The organism is Rathayibacter oskolensis, assembly GCF_900177245.1.
Lineage (GTDB): Bacteria > Actinomycetota > Actinomycetes > Actinomycetales > Microbacteriaceae > Rathayibacter > Rathayibacter oskolensis.
Genome location: NZ_FXBM01000001.1, coordinates 1225333 through 1252021, shown reverse-complemented (window position 1 = coordinate 1252021; position 26689 = coordinate 1225333). Strand labels below are relative to the sequence as shown.

Below are 26689 nucleotides of genomic sequence, written 5' to 3'. Positions count from 1 at the left end.
CGTACGATAGTGCGCTATCCATCGGAGGAGCCCGGATGCAGATCTCAGAGCTGGTGAGCCGATCGGGCGTCACGCTGGCGAGTGTCAAGTTCTACCTGCGCGAGGGGATGCTGTCGCCGGGCGAGGCCGTCCATGCGCGACGAGCCGAGTACGGGGACGCTCACCTCGAGCGGCTCCTCGTCATCAAGGCCCTGACGACGGTCGCCGGCCTCCCCCTCGCGCGGACCAAGAGGATCCTGCAGGTCCTCGACCACCCCGACGGCGCTCTCACCGAGCTGCTGGCGGAGGCGATCGGGGCCACTGCCGACGACCGGGACGACGTGATCGTGGCCGAGGAGGACCTCGCCGAGGAGTACCCCCGTGCGTTCCGGGCGACGGCGATGCTGGGGCCGGTCTTCCGTCCCCGGATGCCCGCGGTCGCGCAGCTCGATCGTGCGCTCGAGGCGGCGGAGGAGGCGGGCTTGGCCGCGGTCGAGGAGAGGGCCCGCTCCTACGGTCCGTCGATCCAGGCCATCGCTGAAGCGGAACTCGCCGACCTGCCGGCCGATGATCCGGCTGCGGCGGTGCAGTACGCCGTCCTCGGCACGACTCTCTACGAGCCGGTCCTCGCAGCGCTGCGCCGGCTCGCACACCAGAACATCGTCTCGACGCGGCATCAGGTCTGAGGGATCGTCTCCCTGCGTGCCCCCGGCGGGGCCGATCCGGGGCAGATCCGACGAGCGGCGCCCCCGGATCCCTTGTACCGTCGTCGTCTGACGGACCCGGACCCGACCCGCCCGTCAGGAGGACTCATGGAGCTCAGCACCGAGAAGATCGAGCCCGACATCGTCGTCGTCCGACCGGTGGGGCGACTGGATCTGTCGACCGCGCCCGAGTTCGAGGCCGTGGTGCTGCGGGCCGTCACCGACGGAGACCTGCGCATCGTCATCGACCTCGCCGGGATCGAGTTCCTCGACTCGTCGGGTCTCGGCGTGCTGGTGGCGTGCCTCAAGGAGGCCCGTCGCGCCGGCGGTGACCTGCGGGTCGCCGCGCCCGCCGAGCAGCCGGCCATGGTGCTCGAGCTCTCGAACCTCGACCGTCTCCTCGGCACGGCCGAGAACGTCGAGGACGCCTACCGTGTCTGAGCGCTCGTTCGTCATCCGCACGCCCCCGGACGACGGGCTGACCGCGGTGCACGAGGCCCTCGGCGAGATCTGGGCGGAGTCGCCCGGCGTGGGCTCCTGGGATCGGATGGCGTTCGAGACCGCGCTCTCCGAGCTGACCTCGAACGTGGTCCAGCACGCGCGCTCGACCCGGCACGTCATCTGCCTCGTCGAGATCAGCGTCGACGACCGGGAGCTGCGGGCGGTGCTCAACGACTCCGCGTCGGCGCCCGATCTCGACGTGACCGCACCGCGCGACATGCCGGACGAGTGGGCGGAGGCGGGGCGCGGCATCCCCTTCATCCAGGCGCTGGTGACCCGCTTCGAGTACAACCGGGTCGACGGTCAGAACATCTGGTCGATCGTGCGCGAACGGCGCCGGTCGTGACGGACGAGCGCGAGCGGGTCCGCCTCGCGGCCGTCGCCTCCCTCGACTTCTCCGGGTCGGGACCGCAGGAGCGCTTCGACCGCATCACCCGGGTCGCCCGCCAGCTCCTGCGCGTCCCGTCGGCCGAGATCAACATCATCGAGGAGTCGACGCAGTACACGAAGTCGCCGCAGCGGCCGCCGCTGACGAGCCGGATCCCCCGGGCCGACTCGATCTGCGACGTCACGGTCCAGCAGCCCGACCTCCTGGTGATCGAGGACGCCTCCGCCGACGCCCGCTTCGCCGATCGCGGATCCGTGACCGGCGACCCGCACCTCCGCTTCTACGCCGGTCGACCGCTCACGGTCGGCGACGGCGTGCGGGTGGGCACGATCTGCGTCTACGACCAGGTCCCGCGCGACTTCACGGAGGAGGAGGGCCGCGTCCTCGAGGAGCTCGGACGGTGGGCCGAGAGGGAGCTGCGCGAGATCGCGTCGTCGAGCCGGGCCGCGGAGCTGCAGCGGCGGTTGAAGCCGGCGGCACTCGTCCTGGACGACTGGAGCGTCGCCGGGTCGACCCTGCCCGCGCAGGACGTCGCCGGCGACTACGCGTCGTGGCGGTTCAGCGGAGACCGCCTCGCGCTCGAGGTGGTCGACGTGATGGGCAAGGGGACGGGAGCGGCCATCATCGCCTCGGCGATCCGCTCGGCCTTCCAAGCGCGGCCCGACGCGGCTCCGGCCGAGGCCGTGTCCGCGGTGAACAGGCAACTGCTGCAGGACCTCACCGCGACAGCGACGTTCGCGACCGCGTTCATCGCCGGGCTCGACACGGTCGACGGCCGGCTCTCCTTCGTCGACGCGGGTCACGGACTGACGATGCTGCTGCGGGCCGACGGCTCCGTCGAGCGGCTCACCACGGCGGGTCTGCCGATCGGGATCGCCGACGACGTCCAGTGGGAGGAGCACTCCCGGATCCTCCAGCGGGGCGACACGCTGTTCTCCTGCAGCGACGGGGTCCTCGATCTCTACGACGGCACGCTCGCGGCTCTCGACCGCCTCGCCGAGCTCGTCCGCCACCTCGACGACGAGGCGCTGTTCGAGCACCTCGCCGCACTCGCGCTCAGCGCGGGGGCCCAGGACGATGTGACAGCGTTGGTGCTGCGGCGGCGCTGACCGCGACCGCCCCAGACACCTGCACTGATCGAAAGCGCCCGTACCTATCGAAAGGAACGTCCATGCCCGGAGCCCTCGTCCTCGCCGGTGGCGGCCTCGCCGGAATCGCCTGGGAGCTCGGCATCGTCCGCGGCATCTCCGACGCGTCACCGGAGGCGGCACGGCTCCTTCTCGACCCCGCGACCACGTTCGTCGGCACCTCGGCGGGCTCGGCGGTCGCCGCTCAGCTGAGCACCGCGGTGGGCCTGGACGAGTCCTACGCCGCCCAGCTGCGCGAGGAGTCGGCCGAGATCGGCGCCGACGTCGACTCCGAGAAGCTGCAGGCCCTGTTCGCCGCGGCCGTCGAGGGCGCGACGTCGCCCGAGGACGCGCGCAGACGGATCGGCACCCTGGCACTCGAGACCGAGACCCTGACCGAGGACACCCGGCGGGCCGTCATCGCCGCCCGCGTAGCGGAGGCCGACTGGCCCGAGCGCCGCCTCCTGATCACCGCGGTCGACACGGCCACCGGCGCGCTCGCGGTGTTCGACCGCACGAGCGGCGTCGAGCTCGTCGACGCGATCTCGGCGAGCTGCGCGGTCCCCGGAGTCTGGCCGCCGGTCACCATCGGCGGCGTCCGCTACATGGACGGAGGCGTCCGCTCCGGCAGCAACGCCGATCTCGCCGCGGGTGCCGACTGGGTCCTCGTCGTCACGCCTCTCTCCGGCGTCGGTGCCCCCGGGGTCGGGACCATCCCGAACGCCGAGCTCAACGCCCTCGGCGACTCCCGGGTCGAGGTCGTCTACGCCGACGGGGCGTCCGTCGCGGCCTTCGGACCGAACTCGCTCGACCCCTCGGTCCGCCGGGCATCCGCCGAGGCGGGCCGGGCGCAGGGCGCGCGGATCGCTCCCCTGATCGCCGAGCTGGTGGGTGCCGTCGCTCCCGGTCAGCGCCTGACGGCGTAGCGGAGGTAGACGGTCCCGTCGGCGAAGCGGCGCTCCTCGCGCAGGTCGAGCTCCAGTCGGAGCCCCCTCGGGAGGAACGTCGTCCCTCCTCCGACCGTCACCGGCAGGACGAACCAGCGGATCTCGTCGACGATCCCCGCATCGAGCGCCAGCGCCGCGAGGCCAGGTCCTCCGATCGAGACGTCCTGCTCGCTCTCGCGCACCAGCGCCGCGACGGCGATCGGGTCGAACTCGCGCTCGAGCCGCGTCCGTCGTGTGCGCACGGAGGGGAGCGTTCTCGAGTAGACGATCTTGTCCGCCGCCTGCCAGTGGCTCTGGAAATCGCGGATGAAGGCGAACTCCTTCGCGAGGTCGTACTCCGTGTCCCAGCCGCTCATGGTCTCGTACATGCGCCGCCCGTAGAGGAAGGTCGCGACCGACGCCTCGCTCTCGTTGATGAAGCGGTGCACCGCCGGGCGGGGCTCCGCCCAGGCGAAACCGCCCGACTCGTCGACCGTGTAGCCGTCGAGCGACGCGAGAGCGCTGTAGACGAGCGCGCCCATGTGGGCCTCCTCTGCGGCCGGCTTCGGGTTCCGCCCACGCCGCGAGAGTAGGACTGAGAGCGCTCTCCTACAAGGTCCCCCGAACGAGGAGTCGGGAATGGACGGCCTCCCCCTCTGCGGGGCGGGCGCCGCGACCGCGTACGGTGGAGGCGCCGCAGAGCGCGGCCGGTGGAGGATTCCGGATGAAGATCAGTCAGCTGCGCCACTTCGTGGTGGTCGCCGAGGAGCTCCACTTCGTGCGCGCCGCCGAGAAGCTCGGCATCTCGCGGCAGAAGCTCGACTCCTCCGTCGAAGCCGTCGAGCTCGACGACGGACGCGTGCTGTTCGAGCCGGGAGCAGCCGCGACGACCCTCACCGCGGCGGGCCGTCAGCGCCTCGCCTCGGCACGCGAGGAGCTCGCCGCCCTCGGCGACGAGGAGGCGGCACCTGCGAAGACCGGAGGCAAGGCCAAGGCCTCGAAGGGCACCGGCCGCGCCCCGATCGTCAAGGGCCAGCCGAAGCCCTACAAGCGCCGTCAGTCGCGCTGACGCGACACCGTCCGGCGCGTGAACTGCGGCAGAGCGACGAGCGTCTAGGCGGGGCCCCGCGCCTCGGGAACCGGGTGGGCCCTACCGGGCTCGAACCGATGACATCCACGGTGTAAACGTGGCGCTCTACCAACTGAGCTAAAGGCCCCCGCCGCGGCCGAGCCACGAACGATCGCCTCGATCCTACGACACGGCCGTTCCCCTCCGACCCGCCGCGAACCGCGCCCTGCTCGGAGCGGGAGGACCCGTGCGGGGGCAGGGGCCGCACGCCGGCGGCGCTACTCTCGGCACATGGCCGACAGCAGCGACGAGGGCACCCGCGCCAGGCGCCGAGCCGAATCCCGCTGGCCGGCATCGGCGGCCATCATCGTCGCCGTCGCCCTCAACGTGGTCGGGCACACCGACGACACCTCGGTCGTGCGGCTCGTCGCCGCGGGCCTCACGCTGGCCCTCCTGGTGCCGCTGTTCATCGTCAACCCGCACCGGCTCGACTCCGAGACCCGGTGGTCGCGCGGAGTGTCGATCGCACTCGCGGTCGTCCTCGCCGCCGCCAACCAGGTGAACGTCGTCTCGGTGATCATCGCGCTCGTGGACGGTTCGACCGACGGTCCGCTGCTCCTGCTCACGGCGCTGCAGGTCTGGGTGACGAACGTGGTCGCCTACGCCCTGCTCTTCTGGGAGCTCGACCGCGGGGGCCCGCTGGCCCGAGGCACGCTCCCCCGGGCTCAGCTGCCGCCCGCCGACTTCGCGTTCCCGCAGGACGCCTACCGGGACACGGTCGCGGAGGTGTCGGTCACCTCCTCCGAGCGCGCCGACTGGCGCCCGGGCTTCGTCGACTACCTCTACGTCTCGACGACGAACACGATGGCGTTCAGCCCCACCGACACGATGCCGCTGTCGAGCCGGGTGAAGCTCCTGATGTCGCTCGAGGGCGTCACGGGGTTCGTCCTGCTCGCGCTGGTCATCTCGCGCGCGGTCAACATCCTGAACTGACTGCACGGGACGCCCTGCGAGCGCGCCGGTCGACTCCTGCCGAAACGGCGTCCCGACTGTTCGTCGAGGTGGCGTCAGGCGTGCGCGGGAGCGAGAGCGTCGATGGCGGCGCGGTAGGCGTCGATGGAGCGCGCCTCGCCCGGAGCCGTGATGAACGTCTCGCGGATCACGCCCTCCTTGTCGATGAGGAACGTCGCGCGCGTGGCGTAGCCCTTCCCCTCCAGGAACACCCCGTACTGCTTGGCGACGTCGCCGTGCGGCCAGAAGTCCGACAGGAGGGTGAAGTCGTAGCCCTGCTTCTCGCCCCAGGCGCGCAGGGTGTGCTTGGAGTCGACGGAGATGCCGATCAGCTCGACCTCCGCGTGCTCGAAGAGAGCGAGGTTCTCGCGCAGGACGCAGAACTCACCGGTGCAGGTGCCCGAGAAGGCCAGGGGGAAGAAGACGAGGGCGACGTTGCGCCGCCCGTGGAAGTCGCCCAGCTGGATGCGCTCGCCGTACTGGTTCGCGAGTTCGAAGTCGGGAGCCAGTGTGAGCTTCTCGAGAGCCATCGGTCCGATGTCCTTCCGTGCGCACGAGAATCGAGCGAGCACGAGGGGCAATGCTAGACCCGCTCCGGGCATCCACCAAGGGAAGCAGTGAACCGGGCCGGCAGTGGTGAATTCCCACAGTGACCTGAGGGTTCGCTCGTGGATCGTCACAGATCGCTGGAATCGCTAGGCTGATCCAGGTGCCCGCGCGCGGCTCGTCATCCGAGCCCTGCACGTGCGGATCCGCACCGCTTCATGAGAGTGATGTCTCGGGCACGATCTGCCCCCAGAGAGAGGTCGAGGGTGACTGTTAACGATCAGGACCCGTATTCCGTCGGTCACGTGGACTCGGACCCCGAGGAAACGTCGGAGTGGAACGAGTCGCTGGACGCGCTCGTCGAGGAGCGGGGGGCGGGCCGCGGACGTGACGTCATGCTCAGCCTCCTCAAGCGCTCCAAAGAGCTGCACCTCGGTGTGCCGATGGTCCCCACCACGGACTACATCAACACGATCGCTCCCGAGAACGAGCCCGAGTTCCCCGGAGACGAGGACATCGAGCGCCGCTACCGCGCCTGGATCCGCTGGAACGCGGCCATCCTGGTCCACCGCGCCCAGCGGCCCGGCATCGGCGTCGGCGGCCACATCTCGACGTACGCGTCGAGCGCCTCGCTCTACGAGGTCGGCTTCAACCACTTCTTCCGCGGCCAGGACCACCCGGGCGGCGGCGACCAGATCTTCATCCAGGGCCACGCCTCCCCCGGTCCCTACGCTCGCGCCTTCCTCGAGGGACGCCTGACCGAGCACCAGCTCGACGGGTTCCGCCAGGAGAAGTCGCACCAGGGCGGCGGGCTCTCGAGCTACCCGCACCCGCGCCTCATGCCCGAGTTCTGGCAGTTCCCGACCGTGTCGATGGGCCTCGGTCCGATCAACGCGATCTACCAGGCGCAGGCGAACAAGTACCTCACCAACCGCGGCATCAAGGACGCCTCCGACCAGCAGGTCTGGGCGTTCCTCGGCGACGGCGAGATGGACGAGGTCGAGTCGCGCGGTCAGCTGCAGGTCGCGGCGAACGACGGCCTCGACAACCTGAACTTCATCGTCAACTGCAACCTCCAGCGCCTCGACGGACCGGTCCGCGGCAACGGCAAGATCGTGCAGGAGCTGGAGTCGTTCTTCCGGGGTGCCGGCTGGAACGTCATCAAGCTCATCTGGGGCCGCGAGTGGGACGACCTCCTCGCGCGCGACACCGAGGGCGCGCTGCTGGATCTGATGAACAAGACGCCCGACGGCGACTTCCAGACCTACAAGACCGAAGACGGCGCCTACGTCCGCGAGAACTTCTTCGGCCGCGACCCGCGTGCCAAGAAGCTCGTCGAGGACTACACCGACGAGCAGGTCTGGGGCCTGCGCCGAGGTGGTCACGACTACCGCAAGATCTACGCCGCCATGAAGGCCGCGAGCGAGCACAAGGGCCAGCCGACCGTCATCCTGGCGCACACCATCAAGGGCTACGGTCTCGGCCGCAGCTTCGAGGGACGCAACGCGACCCACCAGATGAAGAAGATGACGCTCGACAACCTCAAGGGCTTCCGCGACACCATGCGGATCCCGATCACCGACGCGCAGCTCGAGGAGAACCCCTACCTCCCGCCGTACTACCACCCGGGTCAGGGCGACGAGGCGATCGAGTACCTGCAGGAGCGCCGCCGTGCGCTGGGCGGCTACGTCCCGGAGCGACGGACGAAGTACACGCAGCTCAACCTGCCCGACGACTCCGCCTACGCCATCGGCAAGAAGGGCTCCGGGACGCAGGAGGTCGCCACCACCATGGCGTTCGTCCGCATCCTCAAGGACATCCTCCGCTCGAAGGACTTCGGCAACCGCGTCGTCCCGATCATCCCCGACGAGGCGCGCACCTTCGGCATGGATGCGTTCTTCCCGAACGCGAAGATCTACAACCCCCGCGGGCAGCACTACACCTCGGTCGACCGCGAGCTGCTGCTCGCGTACAAGGAGAGCCCCCAGGGGCAGATCCTGCACGTCGGCATCAACGAGGCGGGCGCCCTCGCGGCGTTCACCGCGGTCGGCACCTCGTACTCGACGCAGGGCGAGCCGCTCATCCCGGTCTACGTCTTCTACTCGATGTTCGGGTTCCAGCGCACGGGCGACGCGATCTGGGCGGCGGGCGACATGATGACCCGCGGCTTCATGATCGGCGCCACGGCCGGGCGCACGACGCTGACCGGTGAAGGCCTCCAGCACGCGGACGGCCACTCGCCGATCCTCGCGGCGACCAACCCGGCCGTGGTCAGCTACGACCCGGCGTACGGCTACGAGATCGCGCACATCGTGCAGTCCGGTCTCGACCGCATGTACGGCGGGAAGCACCCCGACCCGAACGTCATGTACTACATCGCGGTCTACAACGAGCCGATCGTGCAGCCCAAGGAGCCCGAGGACGTCGACGTGGACGGCATCGTCCGCGGCATCCACCGGATCTCGTGGGGTCAGTGGGACGGGCCGAAGGCGCAGCTGCTCGCCTCCGGAGTCGCCGTGCCGTGGGCGATCGAGGCGCAGAAGCTCCTCGCCGAGGACTGGGGCGTCTCGGCCGACGTCTGGTCGGTGACCTCGTGGAACGAGCTGCGGCGCGACGGCATCAAGGCCGAGCACCACAACTTCCTCCACCCCGAGGACGCGGCGCAGGTCCCGTACGTCACGCAGAAGCTGGCCGACGCGAAGGGCCCCTTCGTCGCCGTCTCGGACTTCTCGCACCAGGTCCCCGACCAGCTGCGCCAGTTCATCCCGGGCGACTTCGCGACGCTCGGAGCGGACGACTTCGGCTTCTCGGACACCCGTGCGGCCGCGCGGCGCTTCTTCAAAATCGACGGACCGTCGGTCGTGGTGCGCACGCTGCAGCTGCTGGCCAAGCGCGGCGAGGTCGACCCCTCGCTCGCCGTCCAGGCGATCGAGAAGTACCGGCTGCTCGACGTCAACGCCGGCACCACCGGCAACGCGGGCGGCGAGAGCTGACGGACGGCGCGGTGCTCTCCTCCGACGACGCATCGTCGGTCGCGCGAGATCTGCCCTCGGAGCGCTCGGCCCCCCGGCCGGGCGCTCCGAAGACCAAGGAGCAGACGCTCGCGTGGCTGCGCACGATCGCGGGCGAACTCGCGACGCAGACCATCAAGCGCCTCGAGGACACGCTGCCCTGGTACGGCAGCATGCCGCCCGGGCGCCGCTCCTCCGTGGGGCTGGTCGCCCAGGCCGGCATCACGTCGTTCATCTCGTGGTTCGACGATCCGTCGGCCACGGCGTGGATCGCGGCGGACGTGTTCGGCGCGGCTCCGCGCGAGCTGCTGCGCTCGGTCTCGCTGACCCAGACGCTCCAGCTCATCAAGGTCACCGTCGAGGTGGTCGAGGACCGCGTCAAGAACGGCGGAGTCGACCTCCGCGAGGCGATCCTGCTCTACTCCCGCGAGATCGCCTTCGCTGCGGCCGACGTCTACGCCCGCGCCGCCGAAGCCCGCGGCCTCTGGGACGCGCGCCTCGAGGCCCTCGTCGTCGACTCGATCCTCACGGGAGAGGCCGACGACGAGCTTCCGAGCCGCATCGCGGCGCTGGGCTGGCACGGCCACGGCGAGGTGGCGGTGCTCGTCGGCACGGCGCCGAAGATGCTCGACGTCGACCAGCTGCGCCGCACGGCCCGCCACATGGCCGCCGATGTTCTCATCGGCGTCCAGGGCAGCCGCCTCGTCCTCGTCATCGGCCGGGCCGAGCCGAGTGAGAACGCGACGGAGGAGACCGGCCCGCCGGTCGCCTTCCTCGAGATCGCGGAGGCGCTCGAGCCGGGATTCGGCACGGGTCACCTCGTACTCGGCCACGAAGTCACGACCCTCGTGGAGGCATCGCGCAGCGCCCGCGCCGCGCTCGCCGGCTTCGCGGTCGCCCGCTCCTGGCGCAACGCCCCTCGTCCCGTCAGCGCCGATGACCTTCTGCCCGAGCGAGCCCTCGCCGGCGACCCCCTCGCTCGTCAGAGCCTGATCACCCAGATCTACCGCCCGCTGCAGAAGCACTCGACCGAGCTCCTGACGACGCTGTGGGCCTACCTCGACAACGGGCGCTCCCTCGAGGCGACGGCACGGGAGCTGTTCGTGCACCCGAACACGGTGCGGTACCGCCTCAAGCGCGTCGCCGAGGTCATCGGCTGGGACGCGACGGGGGCGCGCGAGGCGCTCATCCTCCAGTCCGCGCTCATCCTCGGATCGATGAGCGATCCCGACGGAGCCGTCCGCAGGCGTCCCGCCCGGAAGTGAGTCCGTTGTAGAACCGCCACAAGCTCTTTGTGGTTTGTCAGTACCTCAGCGCGCCGCACTCCGCGGCGCAGATCGGAAGACTGATTCTGTGATCGTCGTCGTCGCCCCGGGTCAGGGCTCCCAGACCCCCGGATTCCTCGCACCCTGGCTCGCCGACCCCTCGGTCGCCGAGCAGGTCGCCGCGCACTCGGAGGCGGTCGGCATCGATCTCGCGGCGCACGGCACCGAGTCCGATGCAGATACCCTGCGCGACACCGCGGTCGCCCAGCCTCTGATCGTGTCGGCCGGGCTCGTCACGCTCTCCCTCCTCCTCGAGGGCGGTCGCCGCGACCGCATCGCCGGCATCGCCGGCCACTCCGTCGGCGAGATCACCGCCGCCGCCGGCGCGGGAGTGCTCAGCGAGTCCGACGCCCTCGTCTTCGTCCGCGAGCGCGCCCGGGCGATGGCCGCTGCGGCCGCCGAGACCCCGACCGCGATGAGCGCGGTCCTCGGCGGCGACGAGCAGGCCCTCCTCGCCCGGCTCGACGAGCTCGGCCTCGAGTCCGCGAACTACAACGGCGGCGGGCAGATCGTGGTCGCGGGATCGACGGAGGCGCTGCAGGCGCTCAAGGACGAGCCCGTCCCCGGCACGCGGGTCATCCCGCTGCAGGTCGCCGGCGCCTTCCACACCCGCTACATGGCGCCGGCCCGCGACGAGCTCGCCGCCGTCGCCTCCCGGATCACGCCGGCCGACCCGAGCCTCCGCCTCTGGACGAACCGCGACGGCTCCGTCGTCACCTCCGGCCCGGCGTTCCTCGACCTGCTCGTCGGGCAGGTCGCCTCCCCGGTGCGCTGGGACCTGTGCATGGCGGCCTTCGCGGAGGCGGGGGTCACCGGCCTGATCGAGCTGGCGCCCGCGGGCGCCCTCGTGGGTCTCGCCAAGCGCGGCCTCAAAGGCCTCCCGACCCTCGCGGTCAAGACACCCGACGACGTGGACTCCGCCCGCGCCTTCCTCGACGAGCACGCCGCCTAGCAGGAGAGACAGATGACCACCCCCACCCTCACCCAGTCCAGCGGCAGCGCCTACACCCGGATCCTCGGTCTCGGCGCGGCACGGGGCGACCTCGTCGTCCCCAACGACGACCTCGTCGGCCCGATCAACTCCTCCGACGAGTGGATCCGCCAGCGCACCGGCATCATCGAGCGCCGACGCGCCTCGGCCGACGTCCAGGCCGTCGACCTCGCGACCACCGCCTCCCTCGAGGCGATCGAGAAGGCCGGCATCCGCCCCGACCAGATCGGCGTCGTCCTCGTGTCGACCATCAGCAACACGGTGCAGACGCCGTCGCTGGCCGCGCTCCTCGCCGACCGGATCGGCGCGAACCCGGCTCCCGCCTACGACATCTCCGCCGCCTGCGCCGGCTACACCTACGGCATCGCCCAGGCCGACTCGTTCGTCCGCTCCGGCCTCGCCGAGTACGTCCTCGTCGTCGGCACCGAGAAGCTGTCCGATCTCGTCAAGTCGACCGACCGCAGCATCTCCTTCCTCCTCGGAGACGGCGCGGGCGCCGCGGTCGTCGGGCCGAGCGACTCCGCTGGCATCTCGAAGACGGTCTGGGGCTCGGACGGATCCAAGTGGGACACCGTCGGCATGGACAACCCGCTGCAGGCCTACCGCGACGGCGTCGCGGAGTGGCCGACGCTTCGTCAGGACGGCCCGTCTGTGTTTCGCTGGGCGGTCTGGGAGATGGCGAAGGTCGCGAAGCAGGCGCTGGCGGAGGCGGGCGTCGAGCCCGAGGACCTCGCCGCATTCATCCCGCACCAGGCCAACATGCGCATCATCGACGAGCTCGCCAAGCAGCTGAAGCTGCCCGAGACCGTCGCGATCGGCCGCGACATCGAGACGACCGGCAACACCTCGGCCGCCTCCATCCCGCTCGCCACCCACCGCCTGCTCGAGGAGCACCCCGAGCTCAGCGGCGGACTCGCCCTCCAGATCGGCTTCGGCGCCGGACTCGTCTTCGGCGCGCAGGTCGTGGTGCTCCCGTGAGGGTCGCGACCCCACCCCTAAACTGACCACGGTCACACGACGAACACCTGTTTTCGACGAACGCCCGAAACACACCCTCAAGGAGAGAACCATGGCACTGTCCACCGAAGAAGTCCTCGCCGGCCTGGCCGAACTGGTCAATGACGAGACGGGCATCGCGACCGATTCCGTCGAGATGGACAAGTCGTTCACCGACGACCTCGACATCGACTCCATCTCGATGATGACGATCGTCGTCAACGCCGAGGAGAAGTTCGACGTGAAGATCCCCGACGACGAGGTCAAGAACCTCAAGACGGTCGGCGACGCGGTCACCTTCATCGTCAACGCCTCCGCGTAGCCAGCGCCCGCGCTCCCCGCCCTCGAGGCGGACACCCCGGCCCGGGCCAGAGCCCGGCCGGGGTGCGCCCGGCACCCACCCGTCACGGAACAGAGATCGTCGTCATGAGACCCAAGAAAATCGTCGTCACCGGCATCGGCGCCAGCACTCCCCTCGGAGGAACGGCCAGGGAGTCGTGGACCGCACTCCTCGCCGGCGAGTCGGGTGTCAGCACCATCGAGGCCGACTGGGTGTCGGAGCTCGAGATCCCGGTCACCTTCGCCGGGCAGGCCAAGGTCCGCCCCGAGGAGGTCCTCTCCCGTCCCGAGGCCAAGCGCCTCGACCCGTCGAGCCAGTTCGCGCTGATCTCGGCCCGCGAGGCGTGGGCCGACTCCGGCATCACCGACGTCGACCCGCTGCGCGTCGGAGTCGACTACTCGACCGGCATCGGCGGGCTCTGGACCCTCACCGACGCGTGGGACACCCTCCGCGAGCGGGGACCGCGCCGCGTGCTCCCCATGACGATCCCCATGCTGATGCCGAACGCCGCCGCCGCGGCCGTGAGCATGGCGATCCCCTCCCGCGCCTTCGCCCGCACCGACGTCTCGGCCTGCGCCTCGAGCACGGAGGCGATCGCCAACGCCTACGAGCACCTCCAGCGCGGCCTCGCCGACGTCGTCCTCGCCGGCGGCACCGAGTCGGTCGTGCACCCCCTGCCGATCGCCGCCTTCGCCTCGATGCAGGCCCTCTCGCGCCGCAACGACGACCCCGCCCGCGCCTCCCGCCCCTACGACGTGTCCCGCGACGGCTTCGTCCTCGGCGAGGGCGCAGCCACCCTCGTCCTCGAGACCGAGGAGCACGCTCTCGCCCGCGGCGCGCGCATCTACGCCGAGCTCGCCGGCGGAGCCGTCACGAGCGACTCGTACCACATCACCGCACCCGACCCCGAGGGCTCCGCGGCCGCCCGCGCCATGATCGAGGCCCTCGAGCAGGCCGGAGCCGCGCGCACCGACGTCGTGCACGTCAACGCCCACGCGACCAGCACCCCCGTCGGCGACATCGCCGAGTACCGCGCCCTCCTCCGGGTCTTCGGCGACCACCTCCCGAACATCGCCGTCTCGGCCACCAAGGCGGCCACCGGCCACCTGCTCGGAGGCACCGGCGCCCTCGAGGCGATCTTCACGGTCCTCGCCCTCCACGAGCGCATCGCCCCGCCCACGATCAACCTCACCGAGCAGGACCCCGACATCCCCCTCGACGTGGTCACCACCCCCCGCCCCCTCGGCGACGGGCCCCTCGTCGCCCTCTCCAACTCGTTCGGGTTCGGGGGGCACAATGCTGTTGCCGCGTTCAGGTCGGTGTAGCGGGGCGTAGCCCCGCTCCACCGAGCTGAACGCGGGCTGCGCCGCGCATCGCGCGGCGCAGGCGCGTCCGCTTCATGGGGGGTTGCGTTCCGCAGGGCCGGTCGCTGTCCGGCGACGTCGATTCGCTGGAACGCGAATCGCCGGATACGCCTCCTACCGCGAGGGTGGTCGTCCACCCCGACACCGAGGATCAGGGCGCACCGCACCTCGAGGATCGTGGTGCGGGTGCACGTCGCTGATCAGGTCGCGGGCTTCGCCGCGTTACTCGCTGGTCAGGTCGCGGGCTACGCCGCGTTACTCGCTGGTCAGGTCGCGGGCTACGCCGCGTTACTCGCTGGTCAGGTCGCGGGCTACGCCGCGTCGCTCGCTGATCAGGTCGCGGGCTACGCCGCGTCACTCGCTGGTCAGATCGCGGGCTACGCCGCGTGGCCCGTTGGTTGACGGGTGGGTGCTTTCGGCTCGTGAGGACGAGTTGAGCTCGTTGGATCGGCCGGAATCCGAGAGCCAGGGCGGGTTCGGCGAGCCGGAGCGGCCACCGGCGGACCTCCGACCTCGGGCTCACACCCCGCAGGGGGGAGGCGTATCCGGCGATTCGCGTTCTAGCGAATCGGCGTCGCCGACCGCGACCCGCTCTACACGACGCGACCATCCCGATAGGCCGACCGCGCGATGCCTCGCACAGCGAGGCATCCAGACGAACACCGCACTGCTCAGCCGACGCCGTGGAGCCAGACGACCGGCGCGAAGTCGCTCGCGGCGCGGAAAGGCTCGAGCTCGTCCTCCCAGGCCTGGCCGAGGGCGAGGCGGAGTTCACGATGGAGCTCGATGGGGTCGGCGCCCGCGTTCTCCATGGCGGCGCGCACACGATCCTCCGGGATCACCGTGTTGCCCACGCTGTCGGTCTGCGCGAAGAAGATGCCGAGGGCCGGGGTGTGCATCCAGCGTCCGCCGTCGGTGCCGGGCGACGGCTCCTCCGTCACCTCGTAGCGGACATCGGCCCACCCCCTGAGAGCGGAGGCGATCGTCGCGCCGGTACCGGCCGGGCCCTCCCACTCGAACTCCGCCCGCTGCGTGCCTCGGAGAACAGGCTGCTCGATCCATGGGAAGTTCACGGCACGACCGAGAGCGCGTCCTGCTCCCCACTCGAGGTGGGGGCAGAGCGCGCGGGGGGCGGAGTGCACGAAGAGCACACCCCGAGTCTGCTGCGCCACCATGCTGTCCTCCGTTCGTCCCGGTGCGTCTTCCCCAACGACCCGGACCACGAAACGACTAGCGGTGCCTTATTCGATTAGACGGTGGACGAGCCACCACGACGAATTATGCAGGAGGCCCCTCCCCTCGACAAGACGGCTCGCCGCGCCGACCGCCGGTGGGCCCGGATCCCCTGTTTATACTCGGGATCGTCCGTGCCGCCCGCGATCCTGTGCTCCCGCGGATCCGTCCGAGAGGAGCTCCGTGTCGGTCCGTGACGGCCTGCTCGCCCTCCTCACCCTCGGTCCCGCCTACGGGCTGCAGCTGCACGCCGAACTGCTCGACCGAGCCGCGCACCGGCGACGGGTCAACGTCGGTCAGATCTACTCCACGCTCGAGCGCCTCCGCGAGCGGGGACTGGTCGCGGGCGCGGGAACCACCGACGACGGTCTCCCCCTGCACGCCCTGACCGACGAGGGCCGCGCCGAGGCGACCGCATGGCTGAGCGGCGACGGCGCCTCCGCCGAGGAGGACTGGGACGACGTCCTCGACCGCGTCCTGCTCGCCTCCAGCCTGCCGGGCGCCCACCTCGGCACCGTCCTCGACGCGTACGAAGCGGCGTCGGTGGGCGCGGCCGACCCCGAGCTCGACGACGAGCACCCCCAGCGCCGGCTCGCCGCCCGCGCCGTCCTCGTCCGCGAGGAGGCACTGCGCAGCCTCCTGTCCGCCGCGCGCGAGGAGCTCTCGGGCGGTGCGACCACTTCGGGGGTGCGCGGGTTCGCTCTCGAGCGCCCCCGCCGAGGCCGTCGGGCCGTTCCGCGAGACGAGACAGGGACAGGAGCCGTCGCTTAGGCTGGTCCGCATGTCCCGCTCCCCCTTCGGCGTCCGCGCACCCTCGCGCGCGCGTCGACGCCTCGTCGCGGCGGGTGCGGGCACTGTTCTCGTGCTGTGCGCCGCGCTGGCCTCCCCCCTGACCGCGTCGGCCGCCTACGATCCCTCCGACTACCCGTCGTGGTCGGATGTGGAGGCGGCGAAGTCGAGCGAGAGCGCGACCGCCGCCGAGGTCGACCGCATCACCGCGTTCCTCGCGGATCTGCGGGACCAGGCCGCGACACTCACGGACGCCGCCATCGCCCGCGCGGCCGAGGCCGATGCGGCCCGGAGCGCTCTCGACGAGGCGACGCAGCGCGTGAGCGCCCTCGAGGAGCGCGCCGATGCCGCACGTGCGGACGCCGACGCCGCCAAGGAGCAGGCGGGGCGCCTCGCCGCTCAGCTGTACCGCAACGGCGGGACCGACACGACACTGAACCTCCTCATCGGCGGACAGGAGTCCGACGAGCTCCTCTACCGTCTCGGCACGATGAGTCAGCTCACCCTGCAGACGAGTCGCCTGCAGACCGCGGCGGAGTCGACCGAGAACGAGGCGGGCTCGCTCGCCGCCCAGGCCGAGCAGGCGCGCAGCGAGCGGGTCTCGCTCGCGACGGCGGCCGAGGACGCCCTCGCGACGGCGCAGGAGGCGCAGGCCGCGGCCGACGCGAAGGTCGCCGAGCAGGAGCAGTACAGCTCACAGCTGTACGAGCAGCTCGCCTCTCTCAAGGACACGACGGCGGAGCTCGAGGAGGAGTACGCCACCGGCCAGGAGGCGAAGGCCGCGTTCGAGGAGCAGGAGCGCCTGTCGCGCCTCGCCGCCGAGGACGAAGCCCGCCGTCAGCAGGCCGCGAACGCCCCGGCGCCGGCCGCCGGCCCCGCACCCGCCGCGCCGGCCTCCGGAGGCGGACCGGTCGAGCTCGGCGACGACGATCAGAGCGGCAAGGACAGCACGGCCAAGACGATCGCAGCGCTCAGTACCTACGCCGGTCGCACCGACGGCATGTCCCCCGCGCAGGCGCAGTCGTACGCTCGCTCGGCGATCGGCCGCTACGGCTGGGGCCAGGACCAGATGGACGCGTGCCTCGTGCCGCTGTGGAACGGCGAGTCGGGGTGGCGCTGGAACGCGCTGAACCGCTCCTCCGGCGCCTACGGGATCCCGCAGGCGCTGCCGGCGAGCAAGATGGCGGCCTACGGCTCGGACTACCAGACCAACGCCGCGACCCAGATCGACTGGGGCCTCGCCTACATCGCGGACCGCTACGGCTCGCCCTGCAGCGCGTGGTCGTCGTGGAACTCGAAGACCCCGCACTGGTACTGATCCGCACGATCGCCGCACCGGTCGCGGCCGTGCCGGTCACTTCGCCTGGTCGTAGGAGTCGACGACGACGACGGTGACCGGAAAGTCGACCTCGGAGTCGCCGAAGAGCGCTCGACCTGCACGCACGGCCGACTCGCGCACGATCCCGGCGACATGCTCCGCCGCCTCCTCGGGCGCATGCACGATGACCTCGTCGTGCAGGAAGTAGACGAGGTGGGCGCGGGCCACGGGGTCCGCGCTCGCGCGCAGTCGGGCCCGCAGCTCCCCCATCCAGCAGAGCGCCCACTCGGCCGCCGTGCCCTGCACGACGAAGTTCCGGGTGAAGCGGCCCCACTCGCGGGCGCGCTGGCCGCTCTTGGCGTCGGCCGGGGTGTCGACGTCGATCGCGGCTCCCGGAGGCGAGCTGCGGCCGAGCCAGGTCGACACCGGCTCCCCCCGCTCACCGGCGCGAGCGGCGGCCTCGACGTGGGCGACCGACACCGGGTAGGCGCGCGCCAGCCTCGGGAGCAGGCGACCCGCCTCCCCACTCGTCGCGCCGTACATCGCGCCCAGCATCGCGACCTTCGCCCGCGCGCGGTCCGGGACGACACCGGCGTCGACGATCCCCTGATAGAGGTCGCGGCCCCTTCCCGCCGCAGCCATCGCCGAGTCGCCCGACATCGCCGCGAGGATCCGCGGCTCGAGCTGGGCCGCGTCCGCGACGACGAGCTTCCACCCCGGATCCGCGACCACCGCGGCGCGGATCTGCCGCGGGAGCTGGAGCGCGCCACCTCCGGAGGTCGCCCAGCGCCCGGTGACCACGCCGCCCACCACGTACTCGGGCCGGAAGCGGCCGCCGTGGACCCACGCGTCCAGCCACGCCCAGCCGTTCGCGGTCAGCAGCCGCGAGAGCTTCTTGTACTCCAGCAGCGGAGGGATCACGGGGTGATCCAGCGCTTTCAGCTCCCACGAGCGGGTCGACTCGACGGCGAGCCCCCCGCGGCGCAGCGAGCGGATCAGCTCGGCCGGCGAATCGGGATTCAGCTCCGGAGCCGCCAGCTCGTCGCGGATGCGGTTCGCCAGCGCCTCGAGCCGCTCGGGGCGCCCGCCGAAGAACGGTCTCGGCCCCAGCGCCTCGGTGAGGACGCGATCGTGCACGTCGGCCCGCCACGGCAGGCCGGCCGCGGCGATCTCCCTCGCGATGAGGGCGCCGACGGATTCCGCTGCGAGGAGCAGCCGCAGACGGCCGGCCTCTCCCGCGCGGGTGAGCGCCTCCTCCTGGCGGGCGAGCTCGGCGAGCGGGTCGAGCGCGCCGACGTCACCGGGCGCCTCCTCGAAGCCCAGCAGGGTGTCGCCGGAGGCGGGAGGGGCGGCCTCCGCGTCCCACGCGTCGCGCGGCGCCCGCGCGAGCTCGGATCCGGCCGCCGCGACCGAGCGCCGGAGGATCGCCCTGGCCAGGCGCAGGTCGTGGCAGCGCGCGACGGGGACGCCCTCCGCGAGCAGCGCGGGATACCAGCGCGCGGTGTCGTCCCACACCCAGCGCGGTCGCTCCGCCTCCCGACCGCGCACGAAAGCGGCGAGATCGGCGGATCCCCGTCCCCCTGCCACCACCGACCCGGACTCGACCGCCACGGCCGTCCACTCCCCGGTGGGGCCGCCGGTGAGCGCGAGGAGCATCCGTCCATTGTCCTCCGCACGAGCGGGCTCCGGCGCCGCCGTCGACGTGATCACGATGCCGTCTGAGACGGCGGATAGCCCGGGAACGGCTTCTCCTGGGCGGTCGGCGGCTGCCGCTCCCAGAGAGCCTTCGCGATCGTCTCCATCGAGGGCGAGTAGCCGACGAGGTCGCGACCGCTCGGCTCGGCCGACCAGGTGACGGCCCTGAACCAGGTCTCGCGGTAGGGGCCCATCTCGATCCGGCGGACGAGACCGATCCGGCCCGTCCGCATCGCGTCGACCATGACCCACTCGTCGGGACCGCTGCTGCGCAGCATCTGCAGAGGACTCCACTCGATCATCGCGCCTCCTGCCCGTTCGATCCGAGGCCGTGGCGAGCTCGATCACCGCGGCGTACACTCGCAGACTATCGAACACATGTTCGAACGACCAACCGGTGCGGCGGGTCGAGCGGAGCGAACGGGAGCGCGACGATGGCGGTGATCGACGAGACGGCTCTGGTGTCCACCGACGACGACGGCGTGCCCGTCGCACTCGAGTGGAGGGGGAGCCGCTACCGCGTCTCGGACCGTCCGACGGTGTGGACGTGCACGAGCGAGTGGTGGGCGCCGCTCGAGGGCTTCCCCCCGACCTTCGGAGGCGCGCCCGTCAGCATCGGCGGCTGGCGGTTCCAGGCGACCGATCTCGAGACCGGTGGGGCCTTCGTGCTCGACGTCGTGGCGTCGACGGAGCCGTGCTGGAGCGTCGTGCGGATCTACGAGTGAGGGCCGACCGGCCGCTCGCTACTTGTCCGACCAGGGCGACTTCGTCATGGCGATCAGGGCGGCGGTCCCCGAGACGATGCCGACGCCTGAGATGGCGGCGATGACGAGCCAGAGCACGAGTTCCATACGACGAGTCTACCGAGCCCGTCGAGCCCTCATTCCATACCCCGGCTCTGCAATAGCGTGGGGGGAATGACCGACGCCCCCACCCGCGCGAGCGTGGGACTGCGCTCCGAGCGCGGTCCCGTCCTGCTCGCCCTCATGATCTCGACCGCTCTGGTCGCCCTCGACGCCACGATCCTCTCGACGGCGGTCCCCTCCATCGTCGAGGACCTGGGCGGCTTCGACCAGTTCCCGTGGCTGTTCTCGATCTACCTGCTCGCCCAGGCCGTCTCGGTCCCGCTCTACGGCAAGCTGTCGGACGTGATCGGGCGCAAGCCGATCATGCTGATCGGGATCGGCCTGTTCCTCGCCGGCTCGCTCCTGTGCGGCCTCGCCTGGAGCATGCCCGCCCTGATCGCGTTCCGCGCCCTGCAGGGCCTGGGTGCCGGAGCGATCCAGCCGATGGGCATCACGATCGCGGGTGACATCTACACCGTCGCCGAGCGCGCGAAGACGCAGGGCTACCTTGCGAGCGTCTGGGGCATCTCCTCCGTCGTCGGTCCCACGCTCGGCGGGGTGCTCTCCGATCTGGGCGCGTGGCGGGGCATCTTCCTCGTCAACATCCCGCTGTGCCTCCTCGCGGCGTTCCTCCTCATCCGCAACTTCCGCGAGACCACCCGCGGCGAGCGCCAGCCGCTCGACGTCGGCGGTGCCTGCGTCCTGGCGGTCGGGACCGCCCTCCTGATCCTCGGTCTGCTCGAGGGCGGGAACGCCTGGCCCTGGCTCTCCCCCGCCGGCGTCGGCGTCTTCGTGCTGTCGGCCGTCACCTTCGCGGTCTTCGTCGCCATCGAGCGCCGCGCCGTCGCCCCCGTGCTGCCCCTCTGGGTCCTCTCGCGCCGGCTGCTGCTCTCGACGAGCCTCGTCTCGGTCGCCGTCGGAGCCATCACTCTGGGCGTGACCTCCTACTTCCCGACCTTCGCGCAGGGGGTCCTCGGCAGCTCGGCACTCGGCGCCGGTTTCGCCGTGGCGGCGATGACCCTCGGCTGGCCGGTCGCCGCGAGCCTCTCGGGGCGGCTCTACCTCCGGATCGGATTCCGCAACACCGGATTCCTCGGGGTGGGACTCGTGGTGATCGGGACGGCCCTGACGATCCTGCTCGGCGCCTCCTCGTCGCTCTGGGAGATCGCGGGGTACTGCGTGGTGATCGGCGCGGGCATGGGGCTGGTCGCGACCCCGACGCTCATCCGCGCGCAGTCGAGCGTGGAGTGGAACGAGCGCGGCGTGGTGTCGTCGACGAACTTCTTCGCCCGGAACATCGGCAGCGCCGTCGCCGTGGCCGTCTTCGGCGCCATCGTCAACGCGGCTACCGGCGACGGGACTCCCGCGGCCGCCGACCTCGCGGCGGGCACCCGCTCCGTCTGCATCGCCTTGACGGTGCTCGCTCTGGGCATGCTCGCCGCCGTCTGGGCGATGCCGAAGGAGGAGCGGCCGACCGGCTCCTAGTCCGATCGGCCCCGTCGCGCGGCCGCGAGGCGCTGCAGACGATCGCGCCGCACCCGTCGGACACGGTGGGTCCAGCGCTGCACGGGTCGACCGAGCCCACCATGGCGCCGGAGGGTGTGCAGCGCGCGATCGAGGCGCCTCAGCATGTCGGCCGGCGCACCGAACGGACGCGCCGAGATGCCGACCTCGAGGTGCCGGTCGAGAACGATCCGGTGCCTCAGCCCGAGGTGGACGCTGATCTCGATGTCGTCGTGGACGTAGGGGTCGTGGCGGTGCATCTCATCGGCGATCTCCTCCCACGCCGAGCGGCGGACGGCGCAGTTCGAGCCGAACAGCGGCCAGTTCGCCAGAGCGGAGCCCATCAGGGCGAAGTACGCGTCCATGTAGACCAGGCGTGCGGCCGCTCTGGCGACGGAGCCGAGCTCGACGAAGCGTCCCGGCCCGGTCACGGCGCCCACGGAGGGGTCGGCGAAGTGCCCCGCCACACGGGCGACCCAGTCGGGCCCCGGCTGCGAGTCCGCGTCGAGCCGGGCGAGCACCTCGCCCTCGGCGACGTCGAAGCCGTGGGCCGTGCTCGCCGGGATCCCCGCGCCGGCGTGCACGACGACGCGGGCACCGGCCGCTCGCGCGATGTCGGCGCTGTCGTCGGTGCTGCCGTCGTCGACGACGACGATCTCGAAGGGGGCGAGGGTCTGCTCCTCGAGGAGGGCGAGCAGCCGCTCCAGGTGCCGGGCGTCGTCCTTGACGGGGACGACGACCGAGATGCGCCGGTGATCCATCCGCACAGTCAACGCGATGGAGGTGCCGCGAGCAGAATCCGCCACGCCGACCGGCAGGTGCCGCGACGCCTGCGCACCCGACCGTCGGACCCTCCCGACCGGTACTCTCGAAGGGGTGTTCCGGCGAGCGGGGCGCCGTGCTCGGGATGTAGGTGACGCGCGTGTGGTTCCGCCGTCGACGCAGGTTCAAGATGGAGCCGTTCGATCCCGATGAGAACCCCGTCCGCGACCCGGTCTCGGTCGAGGAGGCCGCGGAGGAGGGGCTGATGCTCGCCCAGTACGCGAGCCGCATGGCCGTCAAGAACCGCGTGCTGATGGACGGACTCACCGCCGACGTCCCGTTCGACGTCGGGCACTACTCGGTCGTCGCAGCGGCCGAGCTGGAGAAGCTCGCGGCCGAGTCCGAAGCGGCGGCGGCCCGACTGAGCACCATCGCCGCCGATGTCACGTATGTCGACGGCCGCTCCGACCACGTGCACGACTACCGCTCCGCCGACATCGACAACCTCGACCATCGCGAGAAGCTCTCGCTCGCCGTCGCCGACGCGCTCCGCCGACGCGCACAGGACGCGGAGTACCTGGCGGGCCTCGTCGACGACGCGCGCCTCGACGCCTGGCGGGAACTCGCTCAGTCGATCGAGGAGACGCTCGACCGCGCGCCGCGGATCGACGCGGACGATGAGGAGTACCGCCGCGATCGCTCCGTGCGGATGGCGCTCGTCATCGTCGATGACCTCGCGCGGCTCGCCGAGGAGCGCGGCGTCGCCCTCGACGACTGAGACCGGAGGCGGTCAGGCCCAGCCGGCCCTGAACGACTCCGTGGCCTCGGCCGAGCGCTCCCGGACCGCCACCAGCATCTCCTCCATCGACGTCGCGCGGAGGAAGGCGAGACGGTCGAGCTCGTTGACCGGCGCGACCCCCGCGAGCTGCCACGCGTGGGCGGCCGGGTCCTCCGCGAGCTCGACGACGGCACCGTAGCGCTGCTCGACGAACTCGCTCGCGACCGCGAGCGCGGTGCGGACGGCGGACTCCGCCGCGTCGAGCTCGCCACGCAGCTCCGGGTCCCACTCGAGCGGCGGGAGCAGGCGCACCTCCGCGCGCGGATAGGGATCGTCCTCGTGCCAGCGGACGACCTCGAAGCGGTCGTCCCCCACCGAGTCGAGGGTGATGAACGACTCCTCGCCGTTGATGTTCAGGATGCGCGCGACGGTCCCGACCGTGAAGCGCTGGTCGCCGCCGCCGACCTCCTGGCCGCGCTCGATCAGGACGACGCCGAACGAGGGGGCGTCGTCCTCGAGGACGTCGCCGAGCATCCGCAGGTACCGCGGCTCGAACAGCCGGAGCGGGAGCGGCATGTGCGGCAGGAGCACGGAGCCGAGCGGGAACATCGGAAGGTCAGGCACGAGTTCAGGCAATCACGTCCGGCAGGGTGCAGCCAGTACGGGCATCCGGAGGTCGGACGTGCTAGCGATCACGCCTCCGGCGCTGTCGCCTGCCCGAGCACGACCGCGATGAGTTCCCGGGCGTCCGCGAGGTAGCCGGCCAGCGTCTGCGCGTCGCGGGCCGCAGCGAGCTCGGCGACCGTCGGCGACACGAACACGCCATCGGCGGGGTCTCGGAGGAGGATCCCCCCGCGGGCCAGCGCCACCGCCGTCGCCTCGTCGAAGCACCACGCGTTCACGCCGGTCGTCTGGACAGTGTCGTCCTCGGTGCGGCGGCGACCGCCTCCGCGGCGACTCGGCGTGGGAGCCACGGAGCGGACCGGCAGCGGCGAGACCCTCAGGTCGCCCCGGTTGACGGCGCGCGTGACGGCGTCCGACAGCGTCCGTCTCGCCAGTGCGTGCAGCGTCGAGGCGAGCTCCATGCGATCCACGTGGTCCTCCGTCGTCCGTCTCGACCACCGGAGGGGAGGCGACGCGGCCGTCTCGTCGCCCGCCGTCGTCGTCCGCCGCGAGGTCGTCGTGCTGTGCGGCCGAACGCACCGTCGCATTCGGATCAAGGGTAGGCAGTGCCTCCCCGTCGCCGCGCCCCCACTAGTGGACTCAGCAGCGCGTCAGGGATTCTCGGAAGCTCTCGCTGCACCTGCTGTTAACCATTCGGGTGCATGATCCCGAGGTGGCTACCGAAGTGAACCTCGACGAGATCGCATCCGAAGTGTCGGCGCGCCTGAAGGGCCGCTTCCCCGACCTGTCCGCCGAGGAGGTCGAGTCGGTCGTCCGCGCCGAGCTCGACTCGCTCGCCGACCGCCCGGTGCAGGACTACCTCTCGGTACTGACCGAGCGCGCTGCGAAGATCCGCCTCAAGAAGGCGCACCGCGACGACTGAGTCCGTGAGTCGGCGGTGCGTCCCGTGCCACGGGAGCGTCTCACGAGATCCGGGTGATCGACAGCGCGACCGAGCCGCTGTTGTTCCCGTACATCAGCCGGGCGTCGTTGGCGAAGCACAGCAGCGGGCCGCCGTGGGCGCACAGCCAGGTCAGATCGCTGCCGATCAGGAACGCCGCCCGCTTCCTCCGCTCCGTCGCACCCAGGAGAGCGAACCAGGGCAGGTCTCGGCGCCTGCGCACCCACGGGAGGAGCCGGTGGATCGCGGTCAGCTCGTCGAGTCCGTCGGGCCCCCCGGGGCTGCGAAGGTCGAGCCAGCGCCCCTCCGCGACGAAGCGGTAGCTGCCGCCCGCCTCGACGTCGATGCCGGTGTCGTTCCAGACCCGGTCGGCCTCGACGGTGGCGACCGCGGTTCGGCCGATCGCGAGCGTGGTCCGAGCCGTCGCGGCCGTCACGTCAGCCCCAGCCACTGCGTCAGCTTCTCGGTGACCTCGCGCTGAGCGAAGTAGGCCGAGTGGTCGATCGACCGGTCGGTGGTGAAGCAGTACGGGTCGACCGGGGCGAACTCCTGCAGGGACGGGATGACGGAGACTCCCTCGGTCGGGACGACGAGGTCGTTGTCCGCGCCGCCGAAGACGACGTCGAGTCCGGCGTCGCGCGCGATCCGGCCGAACGGCGAACCCGGTGCCGGTTCGAAGTCGGAGGCGATGGTGTGGAAGACCGTGCTACCCACCGACTCCGGGACGTTCAGAGTGGCGAGGTAGTTCCCCGCTTCCGGCGCCTGCATCGCGGTCAGGCCGGTGAGGCCGTCCGACACGCCGACCGCGAGATGCTTGACGACGGTGAGGATGATCGCGAGCACGTCGCCCGGTCCCTCGATCAGGGAGACGAGGTTCGCCGCCCGATCCACCCAGTGCGAGAGGTTCTCGAACTCGGCGAGTGCCGTTCCGGCGTTGGGCGTGGCGACGAGCGTGACCGAGCGGATGCGGACTCCCGGACCGAGACCGACTCCGGTGACCTGCCTGCGCACCAGCTCTCGCGCGACGAGACCCCCGCGCGAGTGAGCGACGATGTCGAGCTCGACGTCGAGGCCGTCGGGCACGAGCTTCTCGAAGGCGGCGGCATTGCTGTCGGGAGCGACGGAGACAGTCGGGTGATCGAAGGCGAGGATGCCCGCGTAGCGCCTGGCCATCGCTCCGACGATGCCGGGCGGGAGCCCGCGGAAGGCTCCGGCCGTCGTGCTGAACGTGCCGTGCAGGAGCAGCAGTGCGCGTCTCCCGTCGATCGCCGCCCATTCGGGATGATCCGCCCCTCGGACGTTCGGTGCGTCCTCGCTGTCGTAGTCGTCCTCCGTGACCGTACGGAGGCGGTGCAGCGCGTGCGTCGACTCCCACTCCCTCGCGAAGTACCCGCCCACGGAGCGGAGAGCCGGCCGGAGCGGGAAGAAGACGATCTTCAGCAGCTTCGCCGCGATCCGACTGCCCCACCGTCGCGTCTGGTCGCCCCGATCCCGACCCGCGGCAGTGGAGGCGACCAGTGCCCGCGGCACGCGGTAGACCGTGCGACCGGGTGCTCGGAGGTCGTCGCCGATGCCGGAGTCGTCGGTCGGCTCCGGGAAGTGGAAGGACACGACGTCGTCCTCCGACACGTAGACGAGGAACTCCCCGTAGGTCGATGGAGGCGACGGGACGGAGACGTCGATGGTCGGTGCCGCCGCGACGCGGGGAGCGCGGGAGTCGCCGTCCGCGTTCGGACTCGTCGCGCGGAGGCCGTCGAGGACGATCGTGTACTGGTGCTCGGCGCCGACGGCCTCCAGTGCCCGAGTCAGACGGAGTGATCCGTCGAGGGACCGACGCTGCCCGCCCGCACCCGTCGCCACCACCGTCTCGATCGTGCCGGTCATCCCCGGAGTCGTGATCCTCACGTTCCTGTACTGGACGGTG

30 protein-coding genes and 1 tRNA gene are annotated in these 26689 nt (G+C 71.4%); 20 read left to right on the top strand and 11 right to left on the bottom strand.

What is annotated here, in order from left to right:
- Positions 1–35 precede the first annotated feature (35 nt).
- The 5 genes from B9Y99_RS06070 to B9Y99_RS06050 all read left to right on the top strand — a co-directional run bounded on the left by B9Y99_RS06070 (position 36) and on the right by B9Y99_RS06050 (position 3625).
- On the top strand, positions 36–665 hold the full coding sequence (locus B9Y99_RS06070) for a MerR family transcriptional regulator (RefSeq protein WP_085475632.1): 630 nt from the start codon (positions 36–38) through the stop codon (positions 663–665).
- A gap of 126 nt (positions 666–791) precedes the next feature.
- Positions 792–1124 (top strand): STAS domain-containing protein, encoded by a 333-nt coding sequence (locus tag B9Y99_RS06065; RefSeq protein ID WP_085475631.1) that lies wholly within the window; start codon positions 792–794, stop codon positions 1122–1124.
- Positions 1117–1530, top strand: a complete 414-nt coding sequence (locus B9Y99_RS06060) for an ATP-binding protein (protein WP_165759547.1) — start codon at positions 1117–1119, stop codon at positions 1528–1530. The genes B9Y99_RS06065 and B9Y99_RS06060 overlap by 8 nt, the downstream gene beginning before the upstream one ends.
- Positions 1527–2681: a PP2C family protein-serine/threonine phosphatase gene (locus B9Y99_RS06055; RefSeq protein ID WP_165759546.1), complete on the top strand. Its 1155-nt coding sequence runs from the start codon at positions 1527–1529 to the stop codon at positions 2679–2681. Before B9Y99_RS06060 ends, B9Y99_RS06055 begins: the two co-directional genes overlap by 4 nt.
- Positions 2682–2743: 62 nt before the next feature.
- Positions 2744–3625 carry a patatin-like phospholipase family protein gene (locus B9Y99_RS06050; RefSeq protein ID WP_085475628.1) on the top strand — a complete coding sequence of 294 codons (882 nt, stop codon included), beginning with the start codon at positions 2744–2746 and terminating at the stop codon, positions 3623–3625.
- Here B9Y99_RS06050 and B9Y99_RS06045 read toward each other — a convergent pair.
- On the bottom strand, positions 3607–4167 hold the full coding sequence (locus B9Y99_RS06045; protein ID WP_085475627.1) for a dihydrofolate reductase family protein: 561 nt from the start codon (positions 4165–4167) through the stop codon (positions 3607–3609). The two genes, B9Y99_RS06050 and B9Y99_RS06045, sit on opposite strands and share 19 nt — an antisense overlap.
- A gap of 182 nt (positions 4168–4349) precedes the next feature.
- Here B9Y99_RS06045 and B9Y99_RS06040 point away from each other — a divergent pair, with 182 nt between their 5' ends.
- Positions 4350–4694: a LysR family transcriptional regulator gene (locus tag B9Y99_RS06040; RefSeq protein WP_085475626.1), complete on the top strand. Its 345-nt coding sequence runs from the start codon at positions 4350–4352 to the stop codon at positions 4692–4694.
- Positions 4695–4769: 75 nt separating this feature from the next.
- Here the strand turns inward: B9Y99_RS06040 and B9Y99_RS06035 are convergent.
- Positions 4770–4842: transfer RNA gene (locus B9Y99_RS06035), tRNA-Val, on the bottom strand.
- Positions 4843–4985: 143 nt separating this feature from the next.
- Here B9Y99_RS06035 and B9Y99_RS06030 point away from each other — a divergent pair.
- Entirely contained in the window at positions 4986–5687 is a 702-nt protein-coding gene (locus tag B9Y99_RS06030; RefSeq protein WP_085475625.1) for a hypothetical protein, read from the top strand.
- 74 nt (positions 5688–5761) lie between these two features.
- Here the strand turns inward: B9Y99_RS06030 and B9Y99_RS06025 are convergent, their stop codons facing one another.
- Positions 5762–6235: a peroxiredoxin gene (locus tag B9Y99_RS06025; RefSeq protein ID WP_085475624.1), complete on the bottom strand. Its 474-nt coding sequence runs from the start codon at positions 6233–6235 to the stop codon at positions 5762–5764.
- Between the two features lie 282 nt (positions 6236–6517).
- On the opposite strand from B9Y99_RS06025, the gene aceE reads away from it, so the two are divergent.
- From aceE to B9Y99_RS05990, 7 genes are all read left to right on the top strand, one after another.
- Positions 6518–9244: a pyruvate dehydrogenase (acetyl-transferring), homodimeric type gene (aceE, locus tag B9Y99_RS06020; RefSeq protein ID WP_085475623.1), complete on the top strand. Its 2727-nt coding sequence runs from the start codon at positions 6518–6520 to the stop codon at positions 9242–9244.
- Between the two features lie 50 nt (positions 9245–9294).
- The gene (locus B9Y99_RS06015) at positions 9295–10527 is read left to right on the top strand and encodes a PucR family transcriptional regulator (RefSeq protein WP_085476271.1); all 1233 of its coding nucleotides are present in this window, start codon (positions 9295–9297) and stop codon (positions 10525–10527) included.
- 88 nt (positions 10528–10615) lie between these two features.
- A complete protein-coding gene (locus B9Y99_RS06010; RefSeq protein WP_085475622.1) occupies positions 10616–11539 on the top strand; it encodes an ACP S-malonyltransferase in 924 nt (307 codons plus the stop codon).
- 12 nt (positions 11540–11551) lie between these two features.
- A complete protein-coding gene (locus B9Y99_RS06005) occupies positions 11552–12556 on the top strand; it encodes a beta-ketoacyl-ACP synthase III (protein WP_085475621.1) in 1005 nt (334 codons plus the stop codon).
- A gap of 91 nt (positions 12557–12647) precedes the next feature.
- Positions 12648–12896 carry an acyl carrier protein gene (locus B9Y99_RS06000; RefSeq protein WP_068213431.1) on the top strand — a complete coding sequence of 83 codons (249 nt, stop codon included), beginning with the start codon at positions 12648–12650 and terminating at the stop codon, positions 12894–12896.
- A 104-nt stretch (positions 12897–13000) separates the two neighbouring features.
- A complete protein-coding gene (locus tag B9Y99_RS05995) occupies positions 13001–14239 on the top strand; it encodes a beta-ketoacyl-[acyl-carrier-protein] synthase family protein (RefSeq protein WP_085475620.1) in 1239 nt (412 codons plus the stop codon).
- Between the two features lie 225 nt (positions 14240–14464).
- Positions 14465–14680: a hypothetical protein gene (locus B9Y99_RS05990; protein ID WP_129587919.1), complete on the top strand. Its 216-nt coding sequence runs from the start codon at positions 14465–14467 to the stop codon at positions 14678–14680.
- A gap of 269 nt (positions 14681–14949) precedes the next feature.
- Here the strand turns inward: B9Y99_RS05990 and B9Y99_RS05985 are convergent, their stop codons facing one another.
- Positions 14950–15453 (bottom strand): DUF3145 domain-containing protein, encoded by a 504-nt coding sequence (locus B9Y99_RS05985; protein ID WP_085475618.1) that lies wholly within the window; start codon positions 15451–15453, stop codon positions 14950–14952.
- A gap of 241 nt (positions 15454–15694) precedes the next feature.
- Here B9Y99_RS05985 and B9Y99_RS05980 point away from each other — a divergent pair, with 241 nt between their 5' ends.
- Positions 15695–16282: a PadR family transcriptional regulator gene (locus B9Y99_RS05980; protein ID WP_129587918.1), complete on the top strand. Its 588-nt coding sequence runs from the start codon at positions 15695–15697 to the stop codon at positions 16280–16282.
- A gap of 10 nt (positions 16283–16292) precedes the next feature.
- Positions 16293–17618: an aggregation-promoting factor C-terminal-like domain-containing protein gene (locus tag B9Y99_RS05975; RefSeq protein WP_129587917.1), complete on the top strand. Its 1326-nt coding sequence runs from the start codon at positions 16293–16295 to the stop codon at positions 17616–17618.
- Positions 17619–17654: 36 nt separating this feature from the next.
- Here the strand turns inward: B9Y99_RS05975 and B9Y99_RS05970 are convergent, their stop codons facing one another.
- Both B9Y99_RS05970 and B9Y99_RS05965 read right to left on the bottom strand, forming a co-directional pair.
- Positions 17655–19274, bottom strand: coding sequence for a bifunctional 3'-5' exonuclease/DNA polymerase (locus B9Y99_RS05970; RefSeq protein WP_085475616.1), 1620 nt, complete (start codon positions 19272–19274; stop codon positions 17655–17657).
- Between the two features lie 50 nt (positions 19275–19324).
- Positions 19325–19615, bottom strand: a complete 291-nt coding sequence (locus tag B9Y99_RS05965) for a hypothetical protein (RefSeq protein WP_085475615.1) — start codon at positions 19613–19615, stop codon at positions 19325–19327.
- Between the two features lie 138 nt (positions 19616–19753).
- Here B9Y99_RS05965 and B9Y99_RS05960 point away from each other — a divergent pair, with 138 nt between their 5' ends.
- Together B9Y99_RS05960 and B9Y99_RS05955 are read left to right on the top strand one after the other, a co-directional pair.
- The gene (locus B9Y99_RS05960) at positions 19754–20038 is read left to right on the top strand and encodes a hypothetical protein (RefSeq protein ID WP_165759545.1); all 285 of its coding nucleotides are present in this window, start codon (positions 19754–19756) and stop codon (positions 20036–20038) included.
- A gap of 192 nt (positions 20039–20230) precedes the next feature.
- Positions 20231–21643: an MDR family MFS transporter gene (locus tag B9Y99_RS05955; protein WP_085475613.1), complete on the top strand. Its 1413-nt coding sequence runs from the start codon at positions 20231–20233 to the stop codon at positions 21641–21643.
- On the opposite strand, the gene B9Y99_RS05950 is transcribed toward B9Y99_RS05955, so the two are convergent.
- Positions 21640–22422, bottom strand: a complete 783-nt coding sequence (locus B9Y99_RS05950; RefSeq protein WP_085475612.1) for a glycosyltransferase family 2 protein — start codon at positions 22420–22422, stop codon at positions 21640–21642. The two genes, B9Y99_RS05955 and B9Y99_RS05950, sit on opposite strands and share 4 nt — an antisense overlap.
- A 191-nt stretch (positions 22423–22613) precedes the next feature.
- On the opposite strand from B9Y99_RS05950, the gene B9Y99_RS05945 reads away from it, so the two are divergent.
- A complete protein-coding gene (locus B9Y99_RS05945; protein ID WP_085475611.1) occupies positions 22614–23201 on the top strand; it encodes a hypothetical protein in 588 nt (195 codons plus the stop codon).
- A gap of 12 nt (positions 23202–23213) precedes the next feature.
- Here B9Y99_RS05945 and B9Y99_RS05940 read toward each other — a convergent pair whose 3' ends face one another.
- Both B9Y99_RS05940 and B9Y99_RS05935 read right to left on the bottom strand, forming a co-directional pair.
- Positions 23214–23825: an LON peptidase substrate-binding domain-containing protein gene (locus B9Y99_RS05940; protein WP_129587916.1), complete on the bottom strand. Its 612-nt coding sequence runs from the start codon at positions 23823–23825 to the stop codon at positions 23214–23216.
- A gap of 68 nt (positions 23826–23893) precedes the next feature.
- The gene (locus B9Y99_RS05935) at positions 23894–24295 is read right to left on the bottom strand and encodes a hypothetical protein (RefSeq protein ID WP_129587915.1); all 402 of its coding nucleotides are present in this window, start codon (positions 24293–24295) and stop codon (positions 23894–23896) included.
- A 242-nt stretch (positions 24296–24537) separates the two neighbouring features.
- Here B9Y99_RS05935 and B9Y99_RS05930 point away from each other — a divergent pair, with 242 nt between their 5' ends.
- The gene (locus B9Y99_RS05930) at positions 24538–24747 is read left to right on the top strand and encodes a three-helix bundle dimerization domain-containing protein (RefSeq protein ID WP_129587914.1); all 210 of its coding nucleotides are present in this window, start codon (positions 24538–24540) and stop codon (positions 24745–24747) included.
- A gap of 40 nt (positions 24748–24787) precedes the next feature.
- On the opposite strand, the gene B9Y99_RS05925 is transcribed toward B9Y99_RS05930, so the two are convergent.
- A complete protein-coding gene (locus tag B9Y99_RS05925) occupies positions 24788–25216 on the bottom strand; it encodes a hypothetical protein (protein WP_129587913.1) in 429 nt (142 codons plus the stop codon).
- Positions 25198–26649: an esterase/lipase family protein gene (locus tag B9Y99_RS05920; protein ID WP_085475606.1), complete on the bottom strand. Its 1452-nt coding sequence runs from the start codon at positions 26647–26649 to the stop codon at positions 25198–25200. The genes B9Y99_RS05925 and B9Y99_RS05920 overlap by 19 nt, the downstream gene beginning before the upstream one ends.
- Between the last annotated feature and the right edge of the window lie 40 nt (positions 26650–26689).

What these genes read in the sequence shown, in the direction of transcription:
- B9Y99_RS06025 (WP_085475624.1), bottom strand. Translation starts at nt 6,235, where the DNA reads ATGGCTCTCGAGAAGCTCACACTGGCTCCCGACTTCGAACTCGCGAAC.
- B9Y99_RS06040 (WP_085475626.1), top strand. Translation starts at nt 4,350, where the DNA reads ATGAAGATCAGTCAGCTGCGCCACTTCGTGGTGGTCGCCGAGGAGCTC.
- B9Y99_RS06070 (WP_085475632.1), top strand. Translation starts at nt 36, where the DNA reads ATGCAGATCTCAGAGCTGGTGAGCCGATCGGGCGTCACGCTGGCGAGT.
- B9Y99_RS06030 (WP_085475625.1), top strand. Translation starts at nt 4,986, where the DNA reads ATGGCCGACAGCAGCGACGAGGGCACCCGCGCCAGGCGCCGAGCCGAA.
- B9Y99_RS05970 (WP_085475616.1), bottom strand. Translation starts at nt 19,274, where the DNA reads ATGCTCCTCGCGCTCACCGGCGGCCCCACCGGGGAGTGGACGGCCGTG.
- B9Y99_RS06045 (WP_085475627.1), bottom strand. Translation starts at nt 4,167, where the DNA reads ATGGGCGCGCTCGTCTACAGCGCTCTCGCGTCGCTCGACGGCTACACG.
- B9Y99_RS05945 (WP_085475611.1), top strand. Translation starts at nt 22,614, where the DNA reads ATGGAGCCGTTCGATCCCGATGAGAACCCCGTCCGCGACCCGGTCTCG.
- B9Y99_RS06065 (WP_085475631.1), top strand. Translation starts at nt 792, where the DNA reads ATGGAGCTCAGCACCGAGAAGATCGAGCCCGACATCGTCGTCGTCCGA.
- B9Y99_RS05965 (WP_085475615.1), bottom strand. Translation starts at nt 19,615, where the DNA reads ATGATCGAGTGGAGTCCTCTGCAGATGCTGCGCAGCAGCGGTCCCGAC.
- B9Y99_RS05920 (WP_085475606.1), bottom strand. Translation starts at nt 26,649, where the DNA reads ATGACCGGCACGATCGAGACGGTGGTGGCGACGGGTGCGGGCGGGCAG.
- B9Y99_RS05950 (WP_085475612.1), bottom strand. Translation starts at nt 22,422, where the DNA reads ATGGATCACCGGCGCATCTCGGTCGTCGTCCCCGTCAAGGACGACGCC.
- B9Y99_RS06000 (WP_068213431.1), top strand. Translation starts at nt 12,648, where the DNA reads ATGGCACTGTCCACCGAAGAAGTCCTCGCCGGCCTGGCCGAACTGGTC.
- B9Y99_RS05985 (WP_085475618.1), bottom strand. Translation starts at nt 15,453, where the DNA reads ATGGTGGCGCAGCAGACTCGGGGTGTGCTCTTCGTGCACTCCGCCCCC.
- B9Y99_RS05995 (WP_085475620.1), top strand. Translation starts at nt 13,001, where the DNA reads ATGAGACCCAAGAAAATCGTCGTCACCGGCATCGGCGCCAGCACTCCC.
- B9Y99_RS05955 (WP_085475613.1), top strand. Translation starts at nt 20,231, where the DNA reads ATGACCGACGCCCCCACCCGCGCGAGCGTGGGACTGCGCTCCGAGCGC.
- B9Y99_RS06005 (WP_085475621.1), top strand. Translation starts at nt 11,552, where the DNA reads ATGACCACCCCCACCCTCACCCAGTCCAGCGGCAGCGCCTACACCCGG.
- B9Y99_RS05975 (WP_129587917.1), top strand. Translation starts at nt 16,293, where the DNA reads ATGTCCCGCTCCCCCTTCGGCGTCCGCGCACCCTCGCGCGCGCGTCGA.
- B9Y99_RS06050 (WP_085475628.1), top strand. Translation starts at nt 2,744, where the DNA reads ATGCCCGGAGCCCTCGTCCTCGCCGGTGGCGGCCTCGCCGGAATCGCC.